Raw genomic sequence first — 24,077 nt, 5'->3', positions numbered from 1 at the left:
AAACCAGTTTATTATTATAAAATGTAATGTGTTAATGTCAATACAATCTATGTTCTAAAATTGTTTTTTCAGACATTTAGGCAACAAAAATAGAGACCGGTCTAAACCAGTCTCTATCCGTTAATTGTAGCTTATTTTGCAATCCAAGGTGATTGTTACCTCTGTTCCTAGATTCTTTTTCGACATAAGAGTGATATAACCGCCCATAAGCTCCACAAGCTTTTTCGTAATGGTAAGTCCCAGGCCGACGCCTGTCAGATTCGCATCCAAAGCATTTTCCTCTTTAGTGAAAGCATCAAAGGCAATGTCTTTAAACTCATCGCTCATGCCAATACCGTCATCTTTGATTGTGAATACCATCCTTGCCATACTCATGTTGCTGCAAGGCTGTTCTTCCACTGTTACCTTTATGGTACCACCTGCACCTGTAAACTTTAGAGAATTGTCGATAACCGCCATAATTGCCTGCATTAATCGTTCTCTATCTACCATAATATCCTTGGTCTTAATCTTTTTTGTCTTAACAGAATAATTAATACCCTTAGCATCAGCCCGTGGCTGTATATAACCTTCAATATTTTTTGCAAAGGCCGCCACATTAACCTTTCCTTTATTAAGAATCAGCTTGCCCTTATCAAGAATACTTGCATCGATAATTTTGTCGGCAGTAGTCTGGATGCCTTCGCTGTCATCCGCAATCTTTTTCAAGCTATCACTTACTAATTTTTCATCGTCCATCACCTGACTAGCTGTACTTGAAAGATTATGAATTTCAGTAATTGGCTCCTTAATATTTCTTGCAATATTTTCAATAAGAACCAATTGATTTTTATTGGAATTGCGAAGAGCAAGTATAACTCTATTCTTTCGAATGGTTCTAATATGAAGGATGATTACTGAAACTACAACAATCAAGACAATAATTACTAAAACGCCCACAAGATAGTCATCCAGCCAGTCGATAAATGAATAGTTGTATAAATCATTTGTGTATTTATAAGCAATACTTTCAGAATAATCTTCTGTAAGAATATTAATACCTCGGTTTAAAAGACGTAGCAAACCATCATTACCAATTAATACGCCAAGGCATCTGCCATCCTTCTCAGAAAGCTGTCTAACGGATAATCGGTTGTACTTGTAATTCTTAAGAATCTCACCAGCACGCAAACCATTGAGAGTAGTACAATCAACTTCATGCTTCATAACAGCTTCCAAACACTGTTCGATATTGTCGTAATAAACTATCTCTGCCTCTGGATAATATGTCTTTATGTAATAGTACCGCATGCTATTACTGCTATTTACAGCAAATGTAGCAGCGCTAGGATTAACCACAACATTATCGAATACCAACTCAGTACTGATAGATACTATTGGCTCTGTCTGGTAAATACCATTTTGCTCAGAGTGATATATACCACCACCTACTGGAAAGGCAACATCAATTTCTTCGTTATTGATGGCAGTCATCATATCTTCGTATGTATCATATCCCACATAGGACACGCTGATATTGTTCACATCAATAGCATTGAAAATGGCAGGCATCAGTTCTCTGATAACACCTGTTACATTTCCATACACATCTGTAGAACTGTATGGAAGATAATTGTTTAAATAGCCAACCGTCAACGAATCATTATTTTCCAGCCAGGCTCTTTCAACTGATGACAATGCCTGCGCCGATACGCTGGAGCCATGATACTTTGAACTAAGTGAGCTTGTATAATATGGCTCGTCATTAAATAAATCAGTCTGTGCATCATTTAATTCTTTTAGAAGGTCACCTCTGCTGTTGCTGACACAAATATAATAATCAGTCATTCCGAAGGTCAAAAGAACCTCGTAACCACTTCTCTTATTTGTACCTTCACCTTCAACAGCAAGAACATCTACTACTCCTGCTTCAAAATCTTCTGTGAGCTCGTCAGTATATTCATAACGTACCACATCGGCATCTACATTATATTTATCAAGATATTCATCTAATGCATCTGCCATGGCACTATCAAGCACACCAATAGAATGTCCCGCTAACGTCTCCACATCACTAGTTATTTCATGATTACTTTCGTATTTAACCAGGTTGTAGGATTCGGTACCCATTGCCATATCCGGATAGCCAATCAAATCCGCTCTTTCTTCCTTATAAGCAAGGCCGGCAAGCATATCGATATCGCCATCCAGTAACATCTGATAAAGCTCATTAAAGCTGCCATACACATACTCATAACGCCATCCTGTGTACTCAGAAAGCTTCATATAGTATTCATAGGCATAGCCTGATTTTATAGCATCTTCGGAGGCTCCTTCCTGGAATATTTCATTCTCATAGTAGCCAATTTTAACTGTCTTAGGTTGAACATTTGAAGCAGACACAAAAAGAGGGCCTTGCAATAAGGATATAACAAGGCCCATAATTACTAGATATGTCAAATTCTTCAAATGGTTTCCTATAAAAGAAACTCTCCTCATAAATCGATTCCCCTAAATTATTAATTATTTCTTTTACTTTAACACATTTCGCCAGTAAGTGGATATTTATCTGTAATTTCTTTTATAATTTTGCGAGCTTTTTCTACGCCAGCTTCCTGCTCCTTGATAACAACTGCAATTGCCTCAGCAACCTTGTCGAAATCATCCTCCTTAAGTCCACGTGTTGTAGCAGCTGGTGTACCAAGACGAATACCAGATGTTACGAATGGCGACTTTGGATCGTTAGGAATTGTGTTTTTATTTGCTGTGATATGCGCATCATCAAGAAGCTTCTCAACAACCTTGCCTGTAAGCTCAAATGGAGTTAAGTCGATGAGCATCAAGTGATTGTCGGTACCACCAGAAACAATTTTAATGCCTCTGTCCTGAAGTCCTTTGCATAGTGCCTGAGCATTCTTTACAATCTGCTTACCATATTCCTTGAATGAAGGGTCTAAAGCTTCCTTGAAGCATACAGCCTTACCTGCAATAACATGCATAAGTGGGCCACCCTGGATTCCTGGGAATACAGCCTTATTGAAATTGTACTTTTCATTAGCTTCGGCTGTTGCCATAATCATACCACCTCTAGGACCGCGAAGAGTCTTGTGTGTAGTGGTGGTAACTATATCTGCATATGGGATTGGGCTCTCATGGACGCCTGCTGCTACAAGACCAGCAATGTGAGCCATGTCCACAAACAGAACTGCATCAACTTTGTCACAGATTTCTCTGAAGCGCTTGAAGTCAATCTTACGACAATATGCAGAAGCTCCTGCAATAATCATCTTAGGCTTGCACTCAAGTGCTATACGCTCTACTTCATCGTAATCGATGAAACCATCATCGTTTACTCCATAAGGAACAATGTTGAAATAAGTACCAGAGAAGTTGGCAGGTGAACCGTGTGTAAGGTGTCCGCCGTGATCCAAATTCATACCCATAACTGTGTCCCCTGGCTTAAGCACTGCAAACTGCACTGCCATGTTGGCCTGCGCACCAGAATGAGGCTGAACGTTGACATATTCGCAACCAAAAAGCTCTTTTGCACGTTCACGAGCAAGCTCCTCGATTACATCAACTTCTGAGCAACCACCATAATAGCGCTTTCCTGGATACCCCTCAGCGTACTTGTTTGTAAGTACTGAGCCCATTGCTGACATTACTGCTGGTGATACCCAGTTTTCTGAAGCGATAAGCTCGATGTGTTCTGACTGGCGATTGAACTCCTTAACAATTGCCTCTGCTACTTCTGGATCTGTGTTTTTGATGTCCTGTAGTGTGTACATTATAATCCCTTTCTTTTATAAATATTTCTTTTCAAACTCTCCTCTAGATAGTGGTTTGTCGAAAAAGAAGCCTTGAGCTAAATTAACGGAAAACTTGCCAATCATATCTATCTGCTTGTCTATTTCAACTCCTTCAACGCATACATCTACGTCAAGGGAATCAGCAAGCTCGGAGATAGTCTTTACAAATGCTTCTGAGAAATGATCTGAATCCATTTCTGAGACAAATGCTTTATCGATTTTGATAGTATCGATAGGCATACTCCTAATATGATTGAGGGAAGAATAACCTGTGCCGAAATCATCCAGCGCAACTCTGCATCCCAATTCTCGAATGGCCTTTAGTATCTTTACCATCCATTCCATATCATTTATAGCTAAAGACTCTGTTACTTCTAGAGTCAAGTTTCTAGGATTAATTGATGTAACTTCCAGTACGTTTTTCAGTTTTTCAATGAAATCATTTTGAGTCAACTGAACTACTGACAGGTTGACATTGACCTTGTATTCAGGATGACCAAAATCGTTCCAATGCTTACATGCCTTTGCAGCCTCCAAAAGGACATGATCTCCAATAGCATTGATAAGCCTCATCTGCTCTGCCTGACTGATAAATCTGTCTGGCATAAGCATGCCATATTCAGATGAATTCCATCTAACTAGCGCTTCGGAACCGCAACACTGTGGCAGGCCATTGATAAATTCCATGATAGGCTGGAAATAAACCTCGAATTCTTTGCAATCATCCTCTACAGCCTTTCTCATGGCCTGGTCCATCTTGACCTTTTCTGCCATAACTGCTTCTGATTTTGGACTATAGTACTCAAATCGGTTTTTACCTTTGTTTTTAGCACCATGAACTGCGATATTAAGTCTTGTTAAAATATCTACAGAATCCTCTAAATCAGCAGGTGCTTTAACACACCCCATGCTCATTGTGCAATAGTAATCCTGATCATTAAGTCTCCATGGATTATCAAAAAGATTCATAATTCTCTTGATAATTAAATCAAGATTATCATAGTTTTCATGATCAACCAGGACCGCAAATTCATCGCCACCTACACGGTAACATTTACCGTGGATATAAGAAATATCGTTAATGCTATGAGCAACATACTCAAGCAAGTCGTCACCGATTTTGTAGCCCAGTCCTTCGTTGACGCTGGCAAAATCATCCAAGTCAATCATAAGTACTGCAAACTTCGTATCAAGCTTTTTAGCCACATGGAACTCTAAGGAAATGTCCTTTTCGCAAGCCTGTCTGTTATAGAGGCCTGTCAGGATATCCTCCTGGGCCTGTTTCTCAACCTTCTTTTGGTAGATACGAAGATCTGTGATGTCGTAGAAAGTAATCATTCTAACATCTCTTCCGTCCACCCACTTAAGAGTATCCATTGAAATATCGAACCACTTTCCTGACCCATTGGCTGAATAGCCATTTAGCTCTGGAAGAGTATATCTCTCATCGAAAATTATTTCTTCGATTGCCAACCTGTCAACTTCATTTTCAAACATGATTTTGAAGGTATCGTTTGTATAAAGGATTTGGTTTTGAGCCAAATCTGCAACAACAACTCCATAGCCAGCATTCTGTAGAATTGCCTCAAGAGCATTGTAAGAACTAGCCAGGGAATTGGTAGTAATCTTTTTAACTAAAACAGTATGAATGATGCGTTTTATATCGTTTGCAAAACGCAAATCATCCACACTCCACTTTCTCTCCTCTCCAATAGAGAAGAAACATAAATACATTGCAGCTGAATCATTAACATTGATAGGTAAGAAAATAGCTGCCTTAATTCCGTATTTAATGAAGAAAATCTCGAAGGCTTCAGGAAGTGAAGCATCCGATGAAATGGTGTATGGCTTTCCATTCATAAATGGCAGTTCCACCAAAGGAACCTCCTGAAAGTGAGAAATCAGCGCTTTGCTGCCATCTGCACACCACTCAGAAATCATATCCACACCCACTCCGCTGGAATCAATCTGAAGCAAAGCTGTGTGTGTACAGTCTAAATATCTGCCTGATTCCTTGAGAATATCCTCGGATATCTTTGAAAATGAATTCTCTGACTCCATCAAACGAAGGATATCTGTCATGATTTCATTTTTCTTTAGCTTATATGTAATTTCATTCTCAACATCTTTTTCTTGCATCAATTTTTGACGCAAAAGATGTGATTTGAATTTTTCTGCGAAATAATACTTTGTAAGAGTTTCAATTAGTGAAATTGATTTGTCGAAGGAATCCTTTGTAGTAAGACGAATCGAGGAATCCAATCTGACTTCGATAGGGACTTGTGTTCTATCAACGCCAAAGCAAAGCCATGCCCCCATAAGCTCTCCTTCGGAACCTCTGATAGCTACGCCCCTGTACATGAGATAATCATTTGTACCATATCTTTCCACGATGTTTTCCGCGGAACCATCCACGAAAGAATCAACAATTTCTCTTCTAAGTTCAGAAGAAAAATTGGAGTCAACAAAATCCTCCTCAGGCTTTGAACCTGAGAAGGATGTAATTTGTCCTAAGTTTTTCCCAATACACATGATATACATATCATTAGATTTGCAGAATGCATCCTGGATTGACTGCATATCATCATTATTGATTTCCAATTCAAAATTTAATCTACTAGAGTTGTCCATCCATATTTGTCCTCAAGCCTACCCCACTGGATACCTGTAAGAGTATCATAAAGCTTTTGCGTAAGCTCTCCGGTTTTACCTCCATTTATTACAACAACATCATCCTTAAAACGGAGCTCACCTACTGGAGAAATAACTGCTGCTGTTCCTGTACCAAAGACCTCCTCAAGCTTGCCATCGTGACCAGCCTTCATAAGATCATCAATTGCGAGGCGTTCCTCTCTAACATTATATCCCCAATCTCTTAATAAATGGATCATAGAATCTCTAGTAACACCTGGGAGTACAGTACCAACTGTTGGAGCTGTCCAAATCTCTCCATCAATCTTGAACATGATGTTCATTGTACCAACTTCCTCAACGTACTTACGCTCGTTACCATCCAGCCAAAGAACCTGAGAATAGCCAAGCTTCTCTGCCTTTACCTGACCTGCGATAGAACCCGCATAATTTCCACCACATTTTGTAAAGCCAGTACCGCCTGCAACTGCTCGTACTAATTCATTTTCTACTAAAATCTTTACTGGGTCAAGTCCTGTCGCATAATATGCGCCAACTGGACAACAAAGAATCATAAATTTGTATGATTTTGCCATATGAACACCAAGAGCAGCCTCTGTAGCGAACATAAATGGTCTAATGTAAAGTGATGTATCCTTCTGAGATGGAACCCAATCCTGCTCTGTCTTAACAAGAGCCTTAACAGCTGCAACAAAGTCCTCAACTGGGAATGCTGGCATGCAAAGTCTTTCATTAGAATTAATCATTCTCTTTGCATTCATTTCAGGTCTGAAAAGCTGGATTTTTCCATCCTCACGACGATATGCCTTCATACCTTCAAATGTCTCCTGAGCATAATGGAGAGTCATACATGCTGGATCTAATTCAATTGGTCCCTCTGGGACAATTCTGGCATCGTGCCAACCTATCTCTCTATCCCAATCACAGACGAACATGTAGTCTGTCATATACTTTCCAAATCCAAGGTTGTTCCAGTCTGGTTTTTCTTTTAATTGTTCACGCTTTTCAAATCTGATTTCCATTTTCCGCCTCCATGAAATCTATGCTTTGATCTTATTAAATATTAATAGAAATTTTACCCCTTTCATCTAGTATGAGTCAACACTTTAACGCACTAAATTATTAAATTTTTTCGATTGTTTTTTGTCACTTTTTGAACATTCTTTGAACTTTCTGAGTTTTAGGCAATTCCACGTAAAATGAATGCTATAATCAGTTTAAATACTACACATAGGAATGATTTTATGAATATATACACTCAAGTATGCGGCCTAATTATTGTATCCATGCTCCTGTTTTTTTATAAACGTCAACCAACTATGGGGCTTGTTTCAGAACGCCGTTTTATCGAAACCTTATATGCTATCTTGGCCTGTGTCATCCTGGATATAGCTTCTTGTTATTTCATCGTTTATGGATATAGATACAATCCAATGATTATCACACTAGTAGGAAAATTCTATCTGCAATCACTGCAAGTCGTTTCCTTCTTCGCCTTTAAATATACCGTTTCAGATATAGTAGAAACAAAAGGAAGCCAGGCAGAAATTATTTTGGATAGATTCATCAAGTTTTGCTTTGTTGGTGGAGTTTTATTAACTCTGTATTTGCCTCTCAATTTTTATTACGACGGAATCAAGCTATATTCCTATGGCCCAGCTGCCATACTGACCTACATATTAGCATCGATTTATATTTTAAGTGTCGCCATTTCCGCTTTCCTTTTACGACATCACATCAAGCGCCAAAAGATTCATGCCCTTCTTATATGGATGGTGATATGGAGCTTGGCTGCAATCATTCAGTTTATAAGACCTCAATATCTGATTGTTAGTTTCGCTGCATGTATTGGTGCTTTAATAATGTATTTTGAGTTGGAAAATCCGCAGGGAGCTATCTCCAGAAAAACCGGTCACTTCAGTTCCGCTGTTATACATGACTATTTTGATTTTCTATATCAGAACAAAAAAAGTTTTTCGTTGATGATGATTTCCTTCAAAACCGTTGGAGATGCTGTTAATGAAAACAAACTACTTAGACAGACAATAGAAAAGCTTTCCGAGTTTCTATTTAGCATTGATACAGCAAAAGTATTTGATACTGCTGAAGGCTACTTTCTTTTAGTATTTGATAATACCGATTTTATGGAAAGCACCAAGTTTAAAATTGCCACATATTTTCAATCTATAGAAGACAATCCAGATGTTGCTGATGCAATTACTCTCCTACATCCTTTCTATACTGTAATTCCTAATTGTAACGTAGCAGAGGATGCAGACGAGCTTCAAATGCTTCTCACTAACTTCATTCCAAGCAGTCATGATTTGCTTAACAAAAGTGAAATTGTTGTTAATACAGAGACCATGGCAGAACTAAGAAATCACAAGTTAGTTGAAAAAATGGTTATATCTGCAATGGAAGAAGACCGAATCGAAATGCATTATCAACCAATCTACAATGTTTCGACTGGATTATTCACAGGTGCAGAAGCACTTGTGCGAATCAAGCTCAAGGATGGCACTTTGGTTTATCCAAATGATTTCATACCAGTCATGGAAGAAACCGGAAGAATCATCCCTCTATCGGACAGCATATATAAAAAGGTTCTATCCTTTATGAAATCATACAGGATAGAAAAACTGGGCATTGAAAAAATCGAGCTTAACCTTTCTGTAAAGCAGGGTGAAAGTCCTGTATTTGTATCCAGATTTACAGAGCTATTAGAGCATTATGCAATTTCACCACTACTTATTAATATGGAAATCACAGAAACCAGTTCTTTAATTAGTAAGGAAAGTATTCTTAGCAATATGAAGAAACTGGGAGAAAAGGGAATATCATTTTCATTAGATGATTTTGGTGCTGGAACATCAAACCTTAATTACATAATTGATATGCCTGTAAGCATTGTAAAATTAGATAAGCATCTGACTGATGAATATTTTAAGAATACAAAGGCTCAGGCTATCGTTAAAACTGTTATAGATATGGCTCATTCAATGGATATTAAGATAATTGCAGAGGGAATTGAGACCGAAGAAGCACTGGAAACTATGAAAACTCTGGGGGTTGATTACATTCAGGGATACTATTTCACAAAGCCATTGCCTGAGCATGAGTTTTTAAAGTTTCTTCAAAGCAATAACCTTAAATAGCCATCAAATATTATAGAGAAGGAGAATCATATGCATACTTTTCAACCTTATCCAATTAATATGTTGGAATGGAATCCAATTCAAAAGCTTGCCGACGATGGTATTGCAATCGTTGCAGAGGCAGACGGAAAAGCCAATGCCACCTCGTCCCACAACGGAGGCGTAGGTCATATCTGGGGAAAACATGTAGTCTACGCATTTCTTCGCAACACAAGGTACACAAAAGAACTACTTGATAAATCTGAGTATTTTTCAGCATGTTTCTTCGATATGAACGACAAAAACAACGTGCAACTAATGAAGGTACTTGATCAGCTTAGCGGCCGCAATGAGGATAAGCTTCGCCTATGCCACGTAGATATTGAACACGCTATGAAGGTTCCTTATATTGATGATGCAAACTTTATTATTCTGTGTCGAAAGATTGCTGCTGTGCCAATGACCGAAAACACAGTACTGGATGAGGCTATTCTAAACAAACAGTATACGGAACGTCACTTGGACGATTTTCACACCATGTATATTGGCGAAATATTAGATATTCGCGCAAGATAAAAATAATGCTGGCCAGAATCCTGGTCAGCATTATTCTTTTTAAGAACTATTTTAAATTATATTCGATTGTTATATTTCCCATGTCTGTACCAACTGTAGCCATAGCACCTGATATGATTGGCATTGCTGGTGCAATATGTCCTACATCAGCATCCATTACTATAGGAACATTGTACTTTCCAAGAATTCCAGTGACTGCATTATACTGATCAAGTCCCATCATTTCCTCTTTCCATGCAGCAAGTGGACGACCTATTATGAATCCTTTGGTATTTTCAAACCATCCTGCCCTGTCCAAATTCCAAAGAGCACGACGAATAGACATAACATTTAAGTCACAGGCCTCTAAGAACCAAATCACACCTTCATCGCTGTATCGCCTGTTGAACTCAGCCACCTTGTCGTATTTAGTACCGACCAGATTTGCAAGACAGTCCAAACAGCCTCCTGTAATTCTGCCTGTAAACTGTGGTAATCGATTTACTGCTGCCTCACCACTGAAAAGCTTTAACTCCTTTTTCTCTGTAAGATTATATGAAACTAAAGGATGTTCCTCGTCCTTCAAAGACTCCAGTTCAAACATGTCGTATCCAGACACTTTATCAAGCTCACCAGTGAATGCTTTGATTGAATCAAGCAAAGCCTGGTGAAGGTACTCTGCGCCAAAAGCTCCTATGCTTGGTCCATAGATAGAAGCCACGTCGCAAATAGTATTAAGTAGGAAAGTGAAATTAGTATTGTCTGAGTATCCCATGTACCACTTTGGAGCAGCATTTTTAACTGCATCGAAATCAACATAATCCAAAGTCTCACACATCAACTCTCCACCGCCGCAACTAATAAGCATATCGTTGTCTGATGAACAATAATACTCTGTAAGCTCGGTTCCACAGTTAAGAGGTGTGGAGCTGATTCCTATACCATCATCCTTTCGGCAGTTAGGCCCTTCAACTATGGAGTAGCCCATGCCTTTAAATCTTTCTATAGCTGCATCCATACAGCTTTTGTATGGCTCAAATGTACATCCAAAGGATGGTGCAACAAGCCCGATTGTGCCATTTGCTCCAAGAAACTTAGGGTATTTCATCTCATAATTCTCCATTCTAGTTTTATTCAATAACAACTCCTACAAGAGGCCGATTAGTTCCATACTATAAACAATCTTTTATAAAAACCTCATTCTAGGCATATCGTCATCCGTTTTTTCAGACTGATACAAAGCATATTTTCTCAATTCATCTCTTTGACGTTTATGCAGCTGTTCAAAATACTCTGTCTCAGACATATTGTCATCTAATATTTCTTGCTGCTTAGTCTCCTCCTGATTTTTAAGCATCAATTCCTCACTCAATTGATTTATCTGATGTTGCATTCGCATCATATTAGTGGCCATGTTTTTCATTATCTTTAAGATATCATCGCGATTCTCCTGAATAAACTGTCCCATCAAACCCTCTGTAACTCTAAGCAGTTTTACTTTTGAGTAAGCAATAATTGTATAAATTGCTGGCTTTCCTGTAAGTATTCCAAACTCCCCAAAACAGGTACCTGCCCCAATTATACCTATCAGAATCTCATTGTCGGTTCCATAACCTGTGTACATTTCTACATGGCCTGAAAGAATTTTATACATATCCAGATTAATCTCTCCCTCTTTAAGAATCATTGTACCTTCGGGTATCTCGTAGATCTTATTTCTATTCAATATACTTTTACCATCAAAAATATTTGCCATGTGTACCCCCTCTATGATATAGCATAGGCTCTCCCATTAATAGCCTAAGATAGTCTACTGTTACCATGCGAAGACTTCAAAAGCCACAACACAAAGTGCCAATGAAAAAGCTATAACAAATCCTGTCAGCACGCGTAATACTAAATTTTTCATTCCCAAACCCCTTTTACATGAATTATATATATATCAATATCAAATCGTCCTCTGTTTTTCCAACTAGTCACCCTTTGTAAAATAAGCAAAGCTGTGTAATATCATCGAATTGCATTGCATCACCCATGTATTCTGTCAACTCAACCTTCATTCCAGCCAGAGTTTCCTGCGGTGTGTCATAATCATTCTTGTTGAGTGCGCTAAGAGCATTATCCATTCCCCAGAATTCTTCTTTTTCATTTATTGCCTCTGTAACGCCATCCGTATATACGAAGAATGAATCTCCAGGCTCCATTTTGAATTCGTAGTTTTTGTATTTAACGCCCTCCATTGCACCAATAGGAAGACCGTGCTCATCCTTCAAATACTCATATTTTCCGCCAGCTTTTTTTATTGCTGGATACTCATGTCCTGCATTTGTTGCAATAACATCACCTGTTGTGACATCAAGTATTGCAAGCCATACAGTTACAAACATATAAGCCTCATTTCTTGCACATACCTGATTATTTACGAACTCGAGGATTTCAGATGGTGTTCCACCCATCAAAGCTCTATTTTGAATCATTGTCTTAGTAAGCATCATAAACATTGCAGCTGGTATACCTTTATCTGATACATCTGCAATTACCACTACTAAATGTTCCTTATCCATAAAGAAGAAATCGAAGAAATCTCCACCAACTTCCTTTGCTGGAGTCATAGTTGCATAGATATCAAACTCCTTTCTATCTGGAAATGGTGGAAAAACATTTGGAAGCATTGCTTCCTGAATTTTTGTAGCAATGCTAAGCTCAGCACCTATTCTTTCCTTTTCAGCAGTAATCTGGGTAACTTCCTGAATATATTCCTTCATGCGCTTTGTCATGCTTTCAAAGCTTTCTGCCAAATCCTGGGTTTCATCATCAGTCTTCTCATCCCAAGAAAAGTCAAGATTGTCACCATGAATTGCAAGTACCTTGTTTGTTAATTTATTTATAGGTCTAACAATGCTTGTTGCCATTTTACGTGCAGCAATTGCTGCCAATATGACAGCAATAATGCCCATTATTACCACAGTATTAAGCATTCTTGCTATATATGTGGTTATCGTTTTGTCCAGATTAGAGTTTTCTTTATCAACTTCCTCCAAAAGAGCATTTGTTGTGCTAAATACTTCGCTTTCTGGAAGCATTACAATAAATGTCCATCCTACTGTTTCCATTGGTGCGAAAGCTGCATAATACTTTGTATCATTCAAAGTGAAGTTTCTAACACCTGTATTTCCAGCTACAGCTTCACTAACCATTCCTGCAAATCCAGGATTGGTATCTCCTCTCATATCTGTATTTGCGTTTTCATCTGTTACAGAAAAAACACCAGTTTTATCAGAAGAAAATAGTAGCTTTCCTTCATTATTGATGATTGCAGCAATACCGTTTTCACCAATTTCTGTTGATGAAACCATCTCATCCAAATCATCCAGATACATACCTGAACAAGCCACGCCCATAAACTGATCATTGTAATAGATAGGTGAGCCGCACATCATTCCAACTCGTTTTCCAGTAGATTCTCTTACGATATTTGTAAAATATGTTTCCTTTGCTTCTTTTGTTCCTATATACCAAGGTCTTTCAGCAGCTTCATAATTCAATGGATTTCCATTCTCATCGCATTTTGCTGCCGAACTATAATCTGCCTCGATAAACAAGCCAGATTCTGTTGCATAATAGCAAGCTGCCATAGCTGGATTTCCTGCATGACTGTCTAAAAGAGTCTGCCTTGCATTTCCCAAAAGACCTGCCTCATCAATGATTGCTGGATCATTAATATTTGTATTTGCACTATAGGTCATATGAAGTGATAATTCTCCATCGTTTGCAGGGTCCGGAGGACTCACCATATATCGACCATACTTGTCAGAATTTGCGTAAAGATACTCTGCATCTGATGCAAGCATTTCTACAGTCTCTTTAAACTGAGCAAACTCAGCATCGGCTGTATTGGCCTGCCCAGTAGCAATATCCTGCATATGCGTAGTTATCTCATTTTCCATAGTTTCAGATGTAATGCTATTAACTTTCTCGCCGAGAGCTGCATTTCCACTATGGACAGTTTTCACCATCATGCTCATTCTGACCACAATATTGATACCAACTACAAGCATAATCATTAGAATCAGCAATATCATTGCTGTTATAATTTTTCCCCTTAATGATTTCTTCTTTTTTTCTTTCATTTAATCCTCTTCCTTAAGACTTAAAATCTTATGAATCAATAAATTTGCATTATCTGTCAATTCCAATTGATTTACCTCGAAACTAACATCCCCTATGTATTGCATAAACATCTGCTCTTTTTTATTACAAAGTGGACGCATTCCCGATACAAAGAATCCCTCATTTTTTAGCACCTCTTGAGCCCATACGCTTTCTGGCCCCTCAATAGGTAGAATTAATTGAATTGTCCACAATTCTCCACTGTATTTATCTTTAATTTCAACAATTTTATCTTTAAAATCCTGACCGATGGTATGCACTCTTATATGCACTAACTGTTCTCTAGCATTAACCTTGGTTTCTATATCTGATTGCTTTATTTCTGGCTCCGATTTATCCGTCAAAATCTTATATTCAATACCAAGCTTGCTATAAATATACTCAGCCAGTTCCTTTGTATTCTCAGCAATATAAACACTTTTATTATCTGGCTTTATCAACGGTAATAGCAAAATAGCCTGGACATATTTTTTATTAGTCCCCAGATGAAAGCTGTTATGCATTTTGGAGGTAATATAGCTTCCAAAATTAAACCCAATTGGTATCATTCCCTCCTTTTCACACATAGATTGGGTAATCTTGTGAAAGGTAACAGCCGTTGCATATATGCTATAAAAGTTTTCTTTTCTAGCAAGATCGTAAGTATAATCTACTAGCTTTCTGGACAATCCAAATCCTCTATACTCCTTGAAGAAGATTTGTGATGCCCCTTCCACATATTCATCCTCTGGCATGTGACTTATCATAGATTGAAATCCACACAAGTTGTCCCCATCCATGGCCACGAAAAGATTCAGCTGGGGCATTGTTTTCCGCAGGTATTCTTCGCTATAAAAGGCTCTGCGATAATAGCAATCCCCATACTCTTCCCTTATGCAGGAAATGATGCTAGGAATATCATTTTCCTCTGCCGGACGAAGTATATATTTTTCATCAACAATCATCGGGCTGATTTCCATCAACTATGGCCCTCCATTGTAACAATTACATTATTTAGGTCAAATAACTGGGTATAGCGTATATCATTTGCCATTTTGTCTACCATTCTCATTCCAAACAATTCTTCGGAATCAGAATCTGTCTCTTCTTCATTGGCAAACCAGGTAACAGGATTAAACATCTCACCACCACACCTCGTTCTAACAATAATTGTATTACGCAAAACTGATACCTTTACATCGATACCTGTATATTCATCTTTAAAGCAGTGATTAGCCATTAATATGGATATTTCTTCCACAACCATAGGTATTCGAATACCTCTGAAGCTGACTTTGTTAACTCGGCAAAATTCCTCTACCTGCTCCACCAGTGCCATGTTATCTTCATATGTACCTGATGACACTGCGCTGAAAAATATCTCATCACTTCGCTTTGGAATAAGAAGTATTGTTTTTAAATTATGATCTTTAAGTCTTTTATATTTGCTATAGCCCCACAAAACTACGAAGTCTACAAATTCAACTAATATAAACTCTACCCCATACCATGTACTTGCATCGATTCTCAAATGTGCTGAAATCATAAGCACTACTAAAACAAAACTATGAAGTACTGTGAATGTCATAGCCGCCACGTTTTCACCTATGGCGGTGTAATAATAGATATATTCATTCATATAGGTAGCAGGAATAAGGCTGATAGCTACAAGTCTAATCATTAATGCAGCCTGTCCAACCAGTTCAGGTTCATTGATACCAAATGCCCTTGCCACATTTTCTGCAAAGATGCAAAGAACTATTCCAAGAGAAATCATTACCACTGAAGAGTTTTTCAAGGAACCATTCATTACCTTCTTCTGCCCATCAGAATCATGTTCTCCATAAAGGATTCCTACTAGCGGATACATTGCCATTCCAAATCCAGTTACTGCTGCAGATGCAAAGTTTATAATGGCACAACCTATTGCCAGCACACTGACTCCATCTGTACCTAAGAACTTAAGCACCAATCCATTCAACCATATAGTTCTAAACACCTTACAAAGATTATTTAAGCCCGATGCCGAACCAGCATAAAGTGCACTGCCAGTAATTGGAACAATATCTTTTTTTGTGAGCTTGACCATATGAATATTACTTTTCTTTGAAAAGATAGCGGCCAAGCCAATAAAATCCGCTATCATCATTGAAACAACGTTGCCAATAGCTACACCAATAAGGCCAACTCCTAATGATAAGAGCAGGTATACTAGAATTAGATCCAAAACCCCCATTAAACTAAATATCCACATAGAATATTTAGCCCTTCCATCTATCCTTAGAAAATTAAAAGGGAAATACATTAGAGTGTTGAAGATACCGCCAACAAGAACTACTTTTCCGTAATCAACACTCATCAAATACAGTTCACTGTCAAATCCAAGTAGCGACATGAACCAATGTAAATTGATTAAACAAATAGTGCTGATAATTGTTGGTATGATTATTGATAGGCCAAAAGCCACACTTTCATACTTGCCTGCCAGCTCATAATCATGTTTGCCAAGTGCAACCGCAGCTTTTGATGCAGCGCCTACACTAACCAGGCATCCAATCATGGCATACAGAAATGTAAAAGACGATAGGATATTCATTGCAGCCAAGGCTGACTTTCCTAAAAATCGACCCGCCAGCAATGTATTTCCAAATGTAGAAATTGTCACACCAAGAACGGCAACGATTGTTGCCATCTCGTGCTTTATGAGTGTGTTCTGTACATACTTGCCATCAGCAATACTATTTTTCATATACCCAACCTGTTTGTCTTAATATACAAACTCCCATTTAACTTGATTTAGAATACATTTATTTGCGACATTAATCTGCAGTATTTATTAATCTTTGGTAAAAAGGTAAATCGTGCACGCCAGGCCATTAATTTTGCAATTCGTTCACCACCTGTATTACCTGCATTTTTTGATGCGCAAAATCGTAAATCCGTTATAGCTTTACTACAATTTTCATATAATTCAACTAATCCTTCATCTTTGTTCTGCAAGTATTCTCTGATAAAAATATCCCACATTTTTTCAGCCGCTTCTACATCAAGTGATGCTGATTGCACCTTTTTTTGTTTTTCAAATTTTCTAGGAATTACAACTAACCCCATATACGTACTTGCAATATCAAAAATGGGATGCCCAATACTTATATCAGCCATATCTATTAAGATAAGCTCTTTCCCTTTCATCATCACATTTCCAGGATGAAAGTCTGTATGTATAATTGTATCTTTATCGGGAATGCTATCAATCAATCTATGAATTCTTTTTAGCTCCCCCGCACTGTAATAATTTTTAACCGCATTCAGCCTTTCATGCATTATTTCTTTATAATTCATACATATAGATGGGTCTATCTTCATTTTATGAATCTGCATTGCCAATTCTGCTAACTTTTTTGCATATATCTCAGATTCATCTGGATGCTGACACAAATATTCTGTCAAAGTGCAAGAGTGGATATATTCAAATAACAAGCCCTTTCGATCACCACACTGATATATATCATAAACCTCCGCTGTCTGAATGCCATTTTCCATTGCAGCTTTAGCAAGTTTTTGTTCCTTAATTATTTCAGACTCAGGTATATCTTTATGATACAATTTTAAAACTCTATCATCACTGATTTTATATACTTCACAATGGGCACCTTTGCCAATAATCTGTTTTTTCTCAATATCAATAATATCATTCATATTAAACCTAAACCTCTGCCGCGCTCCTATACAATGTTGCATATTTTCCATTCATGTTCATCAAATCTATATGGCTACCCACTTCTTTAATATCTCCATCTTCCATGTATATAATTTTGTCGGCGTTTTTTATAGTAAACAGTCTATGTGCTATCACGAAGCACGTACGTCCAGACATGAGTTCAGTCATAGCGTTGGTAATAACAAGCTCCGTTTTAGTATCAACTTGTGATGTAGCTTCATCTAAAATTAATATTCTTGGATTTGCTATCATAGTTCTTGCAATGGAAAGCAATTGTTTTTCTCCTGATGATAAGCCAGCTTTCTCGTCACTTATCACTGTATCGTATCCATTAGGAAGTCGTGATATAAACTCATCACAATAAGCTCTTTTGGCTGTTTCTATTATTTCCTCTCTAGTTGCATCAGGTTTACCATAGGATATATTTTCTGCAATAGTCCCCTCAAAAATCCAACTATCCTGTAAAACAATTCCATAAGCTTTTCTTAATGAATATCGTGAGTAATCATTGATACTTACGCTATCCATGAGTATTTGTCCATCATTTATATCATAGAATCGCAAAAGCAGATTTATAAGGGTTGTTTTACCTGCACCAGTTGGCCCTACGATGGCAATAGTTTGACCAGCTTTTGTTTCAAATGAAATATCATTCATTAAAATCTTATCTTTTGAATATCCAAACTTAACCTTCGAAAACTCTATATTGCCATGGAAATTATCAAAGTTAATCTCTGCTTTGTCTTTTTCGTCACTTTCCTCCGGCTCATCTAGAAACTCATATACTCGTTCTGCTGCAACTAATCCTGTCTGTATGCTATTTACAGCTGTAGACAGAGCAGTCAATGGAGCTAATACCATATTTCCATATAATAAAAATGCTTGAAACTCACCCAAAGTTAAAGTGCCTCTGATAAGAAATAGACCACCAATAATGCATTCCAAAATATAAGCCACATTGCTAGTAATAACAGATATCGGCATTATGAAGCCAGTCAAAAACTGAGCCTTTACATATTGCCTGTAAAAGTTTCTATTTGTTACATTAAATGCTTTTATTTTTGAATCTTCACATTGATATGCCTTTATAATCGGATAATTAGAATAGGAATCTATTGCAATTGCGCTTAATGCCCCTGTAAATTTACTTTGTTTTCTCACATGCTTTACACAGGTTGCGACTATTCCTCCTGATGCTAAAAAACCTAATGGCAACACTATGAAATATATCAGTGTGAGTAGTGGGTTTGTAATAAGCATCATAATTATTACGCCCACAAGCAATATGATTTGTCCTATTAAAACACTAAGTGTACTTTCCAGAGCTGTTGTTAATGATTGCAAATCATTAGTCATTCTAGAGACAATATCGCCTGTTGGATGAGAATCAATATAGCTTATAGGAAGCCTATTAAACTTTCTAAATCCCCTATCTCTAAGGTTTTTGATGAGGCTCTGTGATACAGCCATCATTTTGGTTCCAATTAGTATTTCAGCACCATTTCCCAAAAGATATAATATTGCCAAAACAACACACATCCTAATAACATGAGGGATATCATATTGTCCCTGTCTTGCATAGGCTACAATTTGATCAGTAAGCTTTCCCCCTATTCTTGGAGCTATTGCTAAGAAAAATTTGGACAATGCTATAACAAAAACAACAAAATATAATGTCTTTCGTTGCCTTCCCATATCTGCAAATAATCTTATTAGCACTGAGGATTTTCTCTTTTTCTTCATAAAGTCTTATTCCTCCCTGTCAAGATAGCACTGAGTATCATATATTTCTTTGTACTCTTTACAGGTCTTTAGAAGGTCTTCATGGGTTCCAAAGCCAACCACTTCACCTTGTTCCAACACAAGGATGTTATTTGCATCCTTTATTGAATTTATTTTTGCTGAAACAATTATTTTTGTACGATTGCCTTTAGCATCTTTTATGCTGGTAGCTACCTTCTTTTCGGTAATTGCATCTAATGCTGCATATGGTTCATCTAATAGATATATAGGTGCATCTTTTGCTATCGCTCGTGCTAATGAAAGCCTTTTCTTTTGACCGCCAGAGAGATTCATTCCCCCTTGTGACATTTCAGTCGCCAGCCCTTCGGCAAGCTTAGGCACTACCTCATCAAATTTCGAAATATAGCAAGCTTCTTGTATTCTATCTTCAGAAATATGTTCATCGAAGGAAACTATATTATTTTTTACACTATCCTGAAAAACATAAGAAATCTGTGGAGAATACGAGAATAAACTGAGTAAAGTTTGATTGTTAATATCCCTAATAGAATGATTATCGATTAGAATGTCACCTTTATCAATTTTATAGAACCCCATAATAACCTGTAGTAACGTACTTTTACCACTTCCTGTTGTGCCAATAATTCCCAACGTTTCCCCTGCATTTACTTTAAAACTGATATTCTTTAGCACTGGTCGGTTCTTATCATATCCAAATGTAACATTTTTACACTCGATGGTACCCTTTACATCCCAATTGCTTTCCTTGGAAAGATCTTCAGATGTGCAATCATAATCAAGCAATTCAATTAATCTATCAGCTGACACCTGCGCTTTTGGCATCATATTAACCAGTGTAGGAATCAGTGAAAGAGCCATAGTAAAATAACTCAAATATTGAAAAATAAGTATTAAATCACTAATTGAGCACATGGCATTCTTGATTTCTATCGAACCAACGTAGTAAATAATAACCATGACCCAGTTAAATATAATCATAGTCAATGGATTCATTAGCTTTGTTGGTTGATTGGCTTTTAATGCAGATTTGTATAAATCTTCATCGTGATTAATGCCTCTTTGCTCTTCCTTCTCTTCATTTCCAAAAGCACGAATTGATCGTACACCTGTTATTTTTTCTCTAACCAGTTGATTTAGTTTATCGATTTTTCGCTGAAATATACTGTTATATTTTTTCGCATATATTTCTAGTAATGCAAGGAGTGTCATTGCGCATACTACAGCGCATAATAGAATCCAAAATATAGCCTGGCTTTTGGTGTAAATTAGCCCTAAAATGCATATTACAACCATAGGTATCATAATTACCCTGCTAATTAAGAACTGGTATAAACTAACCACGGCCTTAGGGTCATCAATAGTTCTTGTTGTTAAAGTTGAGCTTCCAAAATAATTAAATGCCTCTGGTGTCATTCTAAGAACTTTAATATAGCAATCTTTTCTCATTCTACTCATAAAAATACCAGATACCTTGGCAGTTAAATATGATATAACTATCGTCAAAGCACCTATCAAAATAGTGTATAACACCATTTTTACTCCTGTAGAATATATGAAGTCCATATCCTTAACAGCTACACCCTGATCAAGAATTTTCTTCATTTCCCCCATCAGCAAAACCATCTGTACATAGGTCTGTATTGCAACAAGTATAATAGCTGTCACAATATATCCTATGTAATGTTTTAGGTATCTAGAAGCAAGCTTTATCATACTCCCCCTATTCTCCTTCCGGCTTTTAGCATTATAACTATAGTTCAGGCAATTTATCGTTTATTGCCTCCACAACATCTGCTGATATTTCTTTTGGATACTTTGTTTGCAAGTCTTTCAAACAAGCTGCCATTTCCTTATAATTATCAAACCCGCCTATGATGACATCATTAAAAGAAAATTTGCTTCCGTCTTTTCTAATTACTTCATACTGAATTACACTATCAACATCAGGCTCTTTACTAAGATTCTCCAACATCTCCTTTGAACCACCTGACATTTTAAAATTACATGCAATTTTTAAATCCTCTATCTTTTTATAATCTCTATCTGTTCCTACATATTCCTGAAGATAAACTGCATATGGACTTCTTTGCTCACTACATGATGTTAGTGTTGTAAGTCCAGACCAGCGAGCATTAATTTCGATAATGTACCATTTATCACCACATAACATTAAATCTAAATTATTATTTCCATTTAATTCCATAAGCTCAGCCATACGGGTTAGCTCTGATACTAATTCATTAACATGATATTTATCAGAACGCATTGGACCGAATTTTAGAGTAGTTAATCCCAGCGGATCAATAACATCCTCATTATCGGTTGTGAACTTCATAAATGGTGGCAAAACATTATAGTTTCCCTTATAACCGTGAATTTCTGTACCATACTCCTGTCCACTAAGCATTTCTTCAATAATCAAATCTTCACTATTATTTTCAGAGAGCATGTATGCCTTCGCATCTTCATAATTTTTAGCCACATATACACCGGTAGATGCAGAGCCAGTTGTCCCTTTTATAATAACTGGAAAAGGAAGTCCTTTTATCTTTTGTAGCACCATTTCCTGGTATACATTTCCAGTTGATTGGGAATCATTTTGACCAGCAAAAAACATTTCATGATGAGAATATACCGCTTTTGCCACATTAAACCCGTTTTCTTCCAAGAACTTATGAGTCAACCATTTATCAAAACAGATTTCAGCAGTCTTAAGGGGATAACAAATTGAATTTATTCCTCTACGCTGCAATTCTTCAGCAATTGAAGCATCTCTAAGACCATTCCAATCAATTCCTGACACTGGCCCTGGCATAGCAATGGCTACATCAGGATTAATCTCCACTATTTTTTCTACAAATTCATCTAATTTATCTTCCATATCCATTTGAACCAGATGAATTTTTTCAGGCGTATTTACTAATTCGCCTTCATAAATATCTAAAAAGTATCTACCATTTAGCTGGACAACAAGATATATCTCTACATCATCGTATTTTTCAGCCAATTCATCCCAAAGTCTGCTCCATTTAGGAAATACCATACAATTTGAATCTTTGCTTCTTCTTTTTGAATTAGAAGAGTACATAACAACTTTCTTCATTTTCCTGCTCCTTAATCTACCAATCGATTTTTCCTATTAACTCGTCAATATGTGGTATCAAATTTATCTTGGCATCATCCACACTTGATTGTATAAGCTCCATCGGAATTCCCCTTGCTATTACTGGTGCAAAAGCAACCTTTAGCTTAGACATAAGCCTAATCTGCTTATCTAATAGAGCAATTTCTTCATCACTCTTGCCATCAAAATAAAGCCTTAGTAACGTATTCCACAGCTTCTTTATATACTCTACTTTCATTCCGGTATGAATCTGAGCATATTCAGGATTTAAATCTACTAAATTAGCTTGTGTAGAAGCCGTAGCCAAAAAATCGAATATTGGATGTCCCACAGATACATCACCCATGTCAATCATAATGAGTTCATTTTCCGCATACATAATATTATGGGCATGAAAATCTCCATGTATCAGCGTATTTCTCTCTGGCACAGATGCTACAAGTTCTCTTAATTTTTTAATCTCATCTTCTGTATACCAATCTACAATTCCATCAATATATATGTTGTAAATATCCTTAACTTTAGGAAACTCGTTTTTATCATCCGTCTTGGTATGAAATGCTTTGTATGTATCCACATATTTTTGTGCCAGTTCGTCAAATCTTTCCGGATTCTCATCGATTACAGAAGAAAGTGACTGTGCATTTAACAGCTCAAAAACTATTCCAAGCTTATCTTCTACATTCACTACATCGTATGAAATAGCTGTAGGAATTCCCTTTACAAAAGCTGCATGGGCCAGATTTCTTTCTCTATTAACATCTTCAATTGGTGTGCCTGGCTGATATACTTTTATTACAGTGTCTTCATCTAATCGGTATACTGCGCCATTTGCCCCTTGCCCTATAATCTCACAGCCATCAACTGAGATATTTCTCAGTTTTCTGTTTACATCAAAAAGTTCTGTAAAGCCTGTCATCTCAAGAATATCGTATATATCTCTATTTACATTACTTATGGTAAGCCTCTCTTGGTTTTGTTTGGCAATTTTCATAAGAATGCGCAAGCCAGCACTTGATATGTATTCCAGTTCATCCATATCAATTTGTATCTTAGTGATACTACTTTCATTAAGCTCATCAAAAATTGCTTTATCGCAATCCCCCGAATTCTTTGAATCAATTCTTCCTTTTAATTTAATGATGAATTCATCGTCTTTCTTAATAATATCAACCATCCCCATAACTCCT

16 protein-coding genes are annotated in these 24,077 nt (G+C 37.1%); 2 read left to right on the top strand and 14 right to left on the bottom strand.

Annotated features, from left to right (window positions below; all coding sequences use genetic code 11):
- Nucleotides 1-120: 120 nt before the first annotated feature.
- Genes E7274_RS05230 through E7274_RS05215 form a run of 4 tightly spaced genes read right to left on the bottom strand, consistent with a single transcriptional unit; the run spans nucleotide 121 to nucleotide 7,462 of the window.
- Nucleotides 121-2,478, bottom strand: a complete 2,358-nt coding sequence (locus E7274_RS05230) for a transporter substrate-binding domain-containing protein (RefSeq protein ID WP_304174310.1) — start codon at nucleotides 2,476-2,478, stop codon at nucleotides 121-123.
- Nucleotides 2,479-2,516: 38 nt separating this feature from the next.
- Complete coding sequence (gene glyA, locus E7274_RS05225; RefSeq protein ID WP_304174307.1) at nucleotides 2,517-3,767, bottom strand: serine hydroxymethyltransferase; 1,251 nt, start codon at nucleotides 3,765-3,767, stop codon at nucleotides 2,517-2,519.
- A gap of 15 nt (nucleotides 3,768-3,782) precedes the next feature.
- Nucleotides 3,783-6,419 (bottom strand): sensor domain-containing phosphodiesterase, encoded by a 2,637-nt coding sequence (locus E7274_RS05220; protein ID WP_304174305.1) that lies wholly within the window; start codon nucleotides 6,417-6,419, stop codon nucleotides 3,783-3,785.
- Complete coding sequence (locus E7274_RS05215; RefSeq protein ID WP_033153609.1) at nucleotides 6,398-7,462, bottom strand: branched-chain amino acid aminotransferase; 1,065 nt, start codon at nucleotides 7,460-7,462, stop codon at nucleotides 6,398-6,400. The genes E7274_RS05220 and E7274_RS05215 overlap by 22 nt, the downstream gene beginning before the upstream one ends.
- A gap of 222 nt (nucleotides 7,463-7,684) precedes the next feature.
- On the opposite strand from E7274_RS05215, the gene E7274_RS05210 reads away from it, so the two are divergent.
- Both E7274_RS05210 and E7274_RS05205 read left to right on the top strand, forming a co-directional pair.
- Complete coding sequence (locus E7274_RS05210; protein WP_304174304.1) at nucleotides 7,685-9,595, top strand: EAL domain-containing protein; 1,911 nt, start codon at nucleotides 7,685-7,687, stop codon at nucleotides 9,593-9,595.
- Between the two features lie 30 nt (nucleotides 9,596-9,625).
- Nucleotides 9,626-10,150: a flavin reductase gene (locus E7274_RS05205; protein WP_304174302.1), complete on the top strand. Its 525-nt coding sequence runs from the start codon at nucleotides 9,626-9,628 to the stop codon at nucleotides 10,148-10,150.
- A 46-nt stretch (nucleotides 10,151-10,196) separates the two neighbouring features.
- Here E7274_RS05205 and E7274_RS05200 read toward each other — a convergent pair whose 3' ends face one another.
- From E7274_RS05200 to E7274_RS05155, 10 genes are all read right to left on the bottom strand, one after another.
- On the bottom strand, nucleotides 10,197-11,237 hold the full coding sequence (locus tag E7274_RS05200) for a S66 family peptidase (protein WP_304174456.1): 1,041 nt from the start codon (nucleotides 11,235-11,237) through the stop codon (nucleotides 10,197-10,199).
- A 78-nt stretch (nucleotides 11,238-11,315) separates the two neighbouring features.
- Nucleotides 11,316-11,885 carry a Crp/Fnr family transcriptional regulator gene (locus E7274_RS05195; RefSeq protein WP_304174300.1) on the bottom strand — a complete coding sequence of 190 codons (570 nt, stop codon included), beginning with the start codon at nucleotides 11,883-11,885 and terminating at the stop codon, nucleotides 11,316-11,318.
- Between the two features lie 220 nt (nucleotides 11,886-12,105).
- Nucleotides 12,106-14,259, bottom strand: a complete 2,154-nt coding sequence (locus E7274_RS05190; RefSeq protein WP_304174298.1) for a SpoIIE family protein phosphatase — start codon at nucleotides 14,257-14,259, stop codon at nucleotides 12,106-12,108.
- Entirely contained in the window at nucleotides 14,260-15,258 is a 999-nt protein-coding gene (locus E7274_RS05185) for a GNAT family N-acetyltransferase (protein ID WP_304174296.1), read from the bottom strand. It lies immediately after the preceding gene.
- Nucleotides 15,258-17,027: an MATE family efflux transporter gene (locus E7274_RS05180; RefSeq protein WP_304174294.1), complete on the bottom strand. Its 1,770-nt coding sequence runs from the start codon at nucleotides 17,025-17,027 to the stop codon at nucleotides 15,258-15,260. Before E7274_RS05180 ends, E7274_RS05185 begins: the two co-directional genes overlap by 1 nt.
- A gap of 47 nt (nucleotides 17,028-17,074) precedes the next feature.
- Nucleotides 17,075-17,977: a phosphotransferase gene (locus E7274_RS05175; protein ID WP_304174292.1), complete on the bottom strand. Its 903-nt coding sequence runs from the start codon at nucleotides 17,975-17,977 to the stop codon at nucleotides 17,075-17,077.
- Between the two features lie 7 nt (nucleotides 17,978-17,984).
- A complete protein-coding gene (locus E7274_RS05170) occupies nucleotides 17,985-19,742 on the bottom strand; it encodes an ABC transporter ATP-binding protein (RefSeq protein ID WP_304174290.1) in 1,758 nt (585 codons plus the stop codon).
- A gap of 6 nt (nucleotides 19,743-19,748) precedes the next feature.
- Entirely contained in the window at nucleotides 19,749-21,476 is a 1,728-nt protein-coding gene (locus tag E7274_RS05165) for an ABC transporter ATP-binding protein (RefSeq protein ID WP_304174289.1), read from the bottom strand.
- A gap of 37 nt (nucleotides 21,477-21,513) precedes the next feature.
- Nucleotides 21,514-22,866, bottom strand: coding sequence for an ATP-grasp domain-containing protein (locus E7274_RS05160; protein WP_304174287.1), 1,353 nt, complete (start codon nucleotides 22,864-22,866; stop codon nucleotides 21,514-21,516).
- A 16-nt stretch (nucleotides 22,867-22,882) separates the two neighbouring features.
- Nucleotides 22,883-24,070: an anti-sigma factor antagonist gene (locus E7274_RS05155; protein WP_304174285.1), complete on the bottom strand. Its 1,188-nt coding sequence runs from the start codon at nucleotides 24,068-24,070 to the stop codon at nucleotides 22,883-22,885.
- Nucleotides 24,071-24,077: the final 7 nt, after the last annotated feature.

The organism is Pseudobutyrivibrio ruminis (assembly GCF_015057245.1).
GTDB classification, from domain to species: Bacteria; Bacillota; Clostridia; order Lachnospirales; family Lachnospiraceae; genus Pseudobutyrivibrio; species Pseudobutyrivibrio ruminis_E.
The sequence above is the reverse complement of the archived record's forward strand: the minus strand, read 5'-3'. Positions and strand labels throughout refer to the sequence as shown.

Excerpts from the sequence above, each read along its gene's own strand:
- E7274_RS05230 (WP_304174310.1), bottom strand. The coding sequence starts at position 2,478 with ATGAGGAGAGTTTCTTTTATAGGAAACCATTTGAAGAATTTGACATAT.
- glyA (WP_304174307.1), bottom strand. The coding sequence starts at position 3,767 with ATGTACACACTACAGGACATCAAAAACACAGATCCAGAAGTAGCAGAG.
- E7274_RS05220 (WP_304174305.1), bottom strand. The coding sequence starts at position 6,419 with ATGGACAACTCTAGTAGATTAAATTTTGAATTGGAAATCAATAATGAT.
- E7274_RS05215 (WP_033153609.1), bottom strand. The coding sequence starts at position 7,462 with ATGGAAATCAGATTTGAAAAGCGTGAACAATTAAAAGAAAAACCAGAC.
- E7274_RS05210 (WP_304174304.1), top strand. The coding sequence starts at position 7,685 with ATGAATATATACACTCAAGTATGCGGCCTAATTATTGTATCCATGCTC.
- E7274_RS05205 (WP_304174302.1), top strand. The coding sequence starts at position 9,626 with ATGCATACTTTTCAACCTTATCCAATTAATATGTTGGAATGGAATCCA.
- E7274_RS05200 (WP_304174456.1), bottom strand. The coding sequence starts at position 11,237 with ATGAAATACCCTAAGTTTCTTGGAGCAAATGGCACAATCGGGCTTGTT.
- E7274_RS05195 (WP_304174300.1), bottom strand. The coding sequence starts at position 11,885 with ATGGCAAATATTTTTGATGGTAAAAGTATATTGAATAGAAATAAGATC.
- E7274_RS05190 (WP_304174298.1), bottom strand. The coding sequence starts at position 14,259 with ATGAAAGAAAAAAAGAAGAAATCATTAAGGGGAAAAATTATAACAGCA.
- E7274_RS05185 (WP_304174296.1), bottom strand. The coding sequence starts at position 15,258 with ATGGAAATCAGCCCGATGATTGTTGATGAAAAATATATACTTCGTCCG.
- E7274_RS05180 (WP_304174294.1), bottom strand. The coding sequence starts at position 17,027 with ATGAAAAATAGTATTGCTGATGGCAAGTATGTACAGAACACACTCATA.
- E7274_RS05175 (WP_304174292.1), bottom strand. The coding sequence starts at position 17,977 with ATGAATGATATTATTGATATTGAGAAAAAACAGATTATTGGCAAAGGT.
- E7274_RS05170 (WP_304174290.1), bottom strand. The coding sequence starts at position 19,742 with ATGAAGAAAAAGAGAAAATCCTCAGTGCTAATAAGATTATTTGCAGAT.
- E7274_RS05165 (WP_304174289.1), bottom strand. The coding sequence starts at position 21,476 with ATGATAAAGCTTGCTTCTAGATACCTAAAACATTACATAGGATATATT.
- E7274_RS05160 (WP_304174287.1), bottom strand. The coding sequence starts at position 22,866 with ATGAAGAAAGTTGTTATGTACTCTTCTAATTCAAAAAGAAGAAGCAAA.
- E7274_RS05155 (WP_304174285.1), bottom strand. The coding sequence starts at position 24,070 with ATGGGGATGGTTGATATTATTAAGAAAGACGATGAATTCATCATTAAA.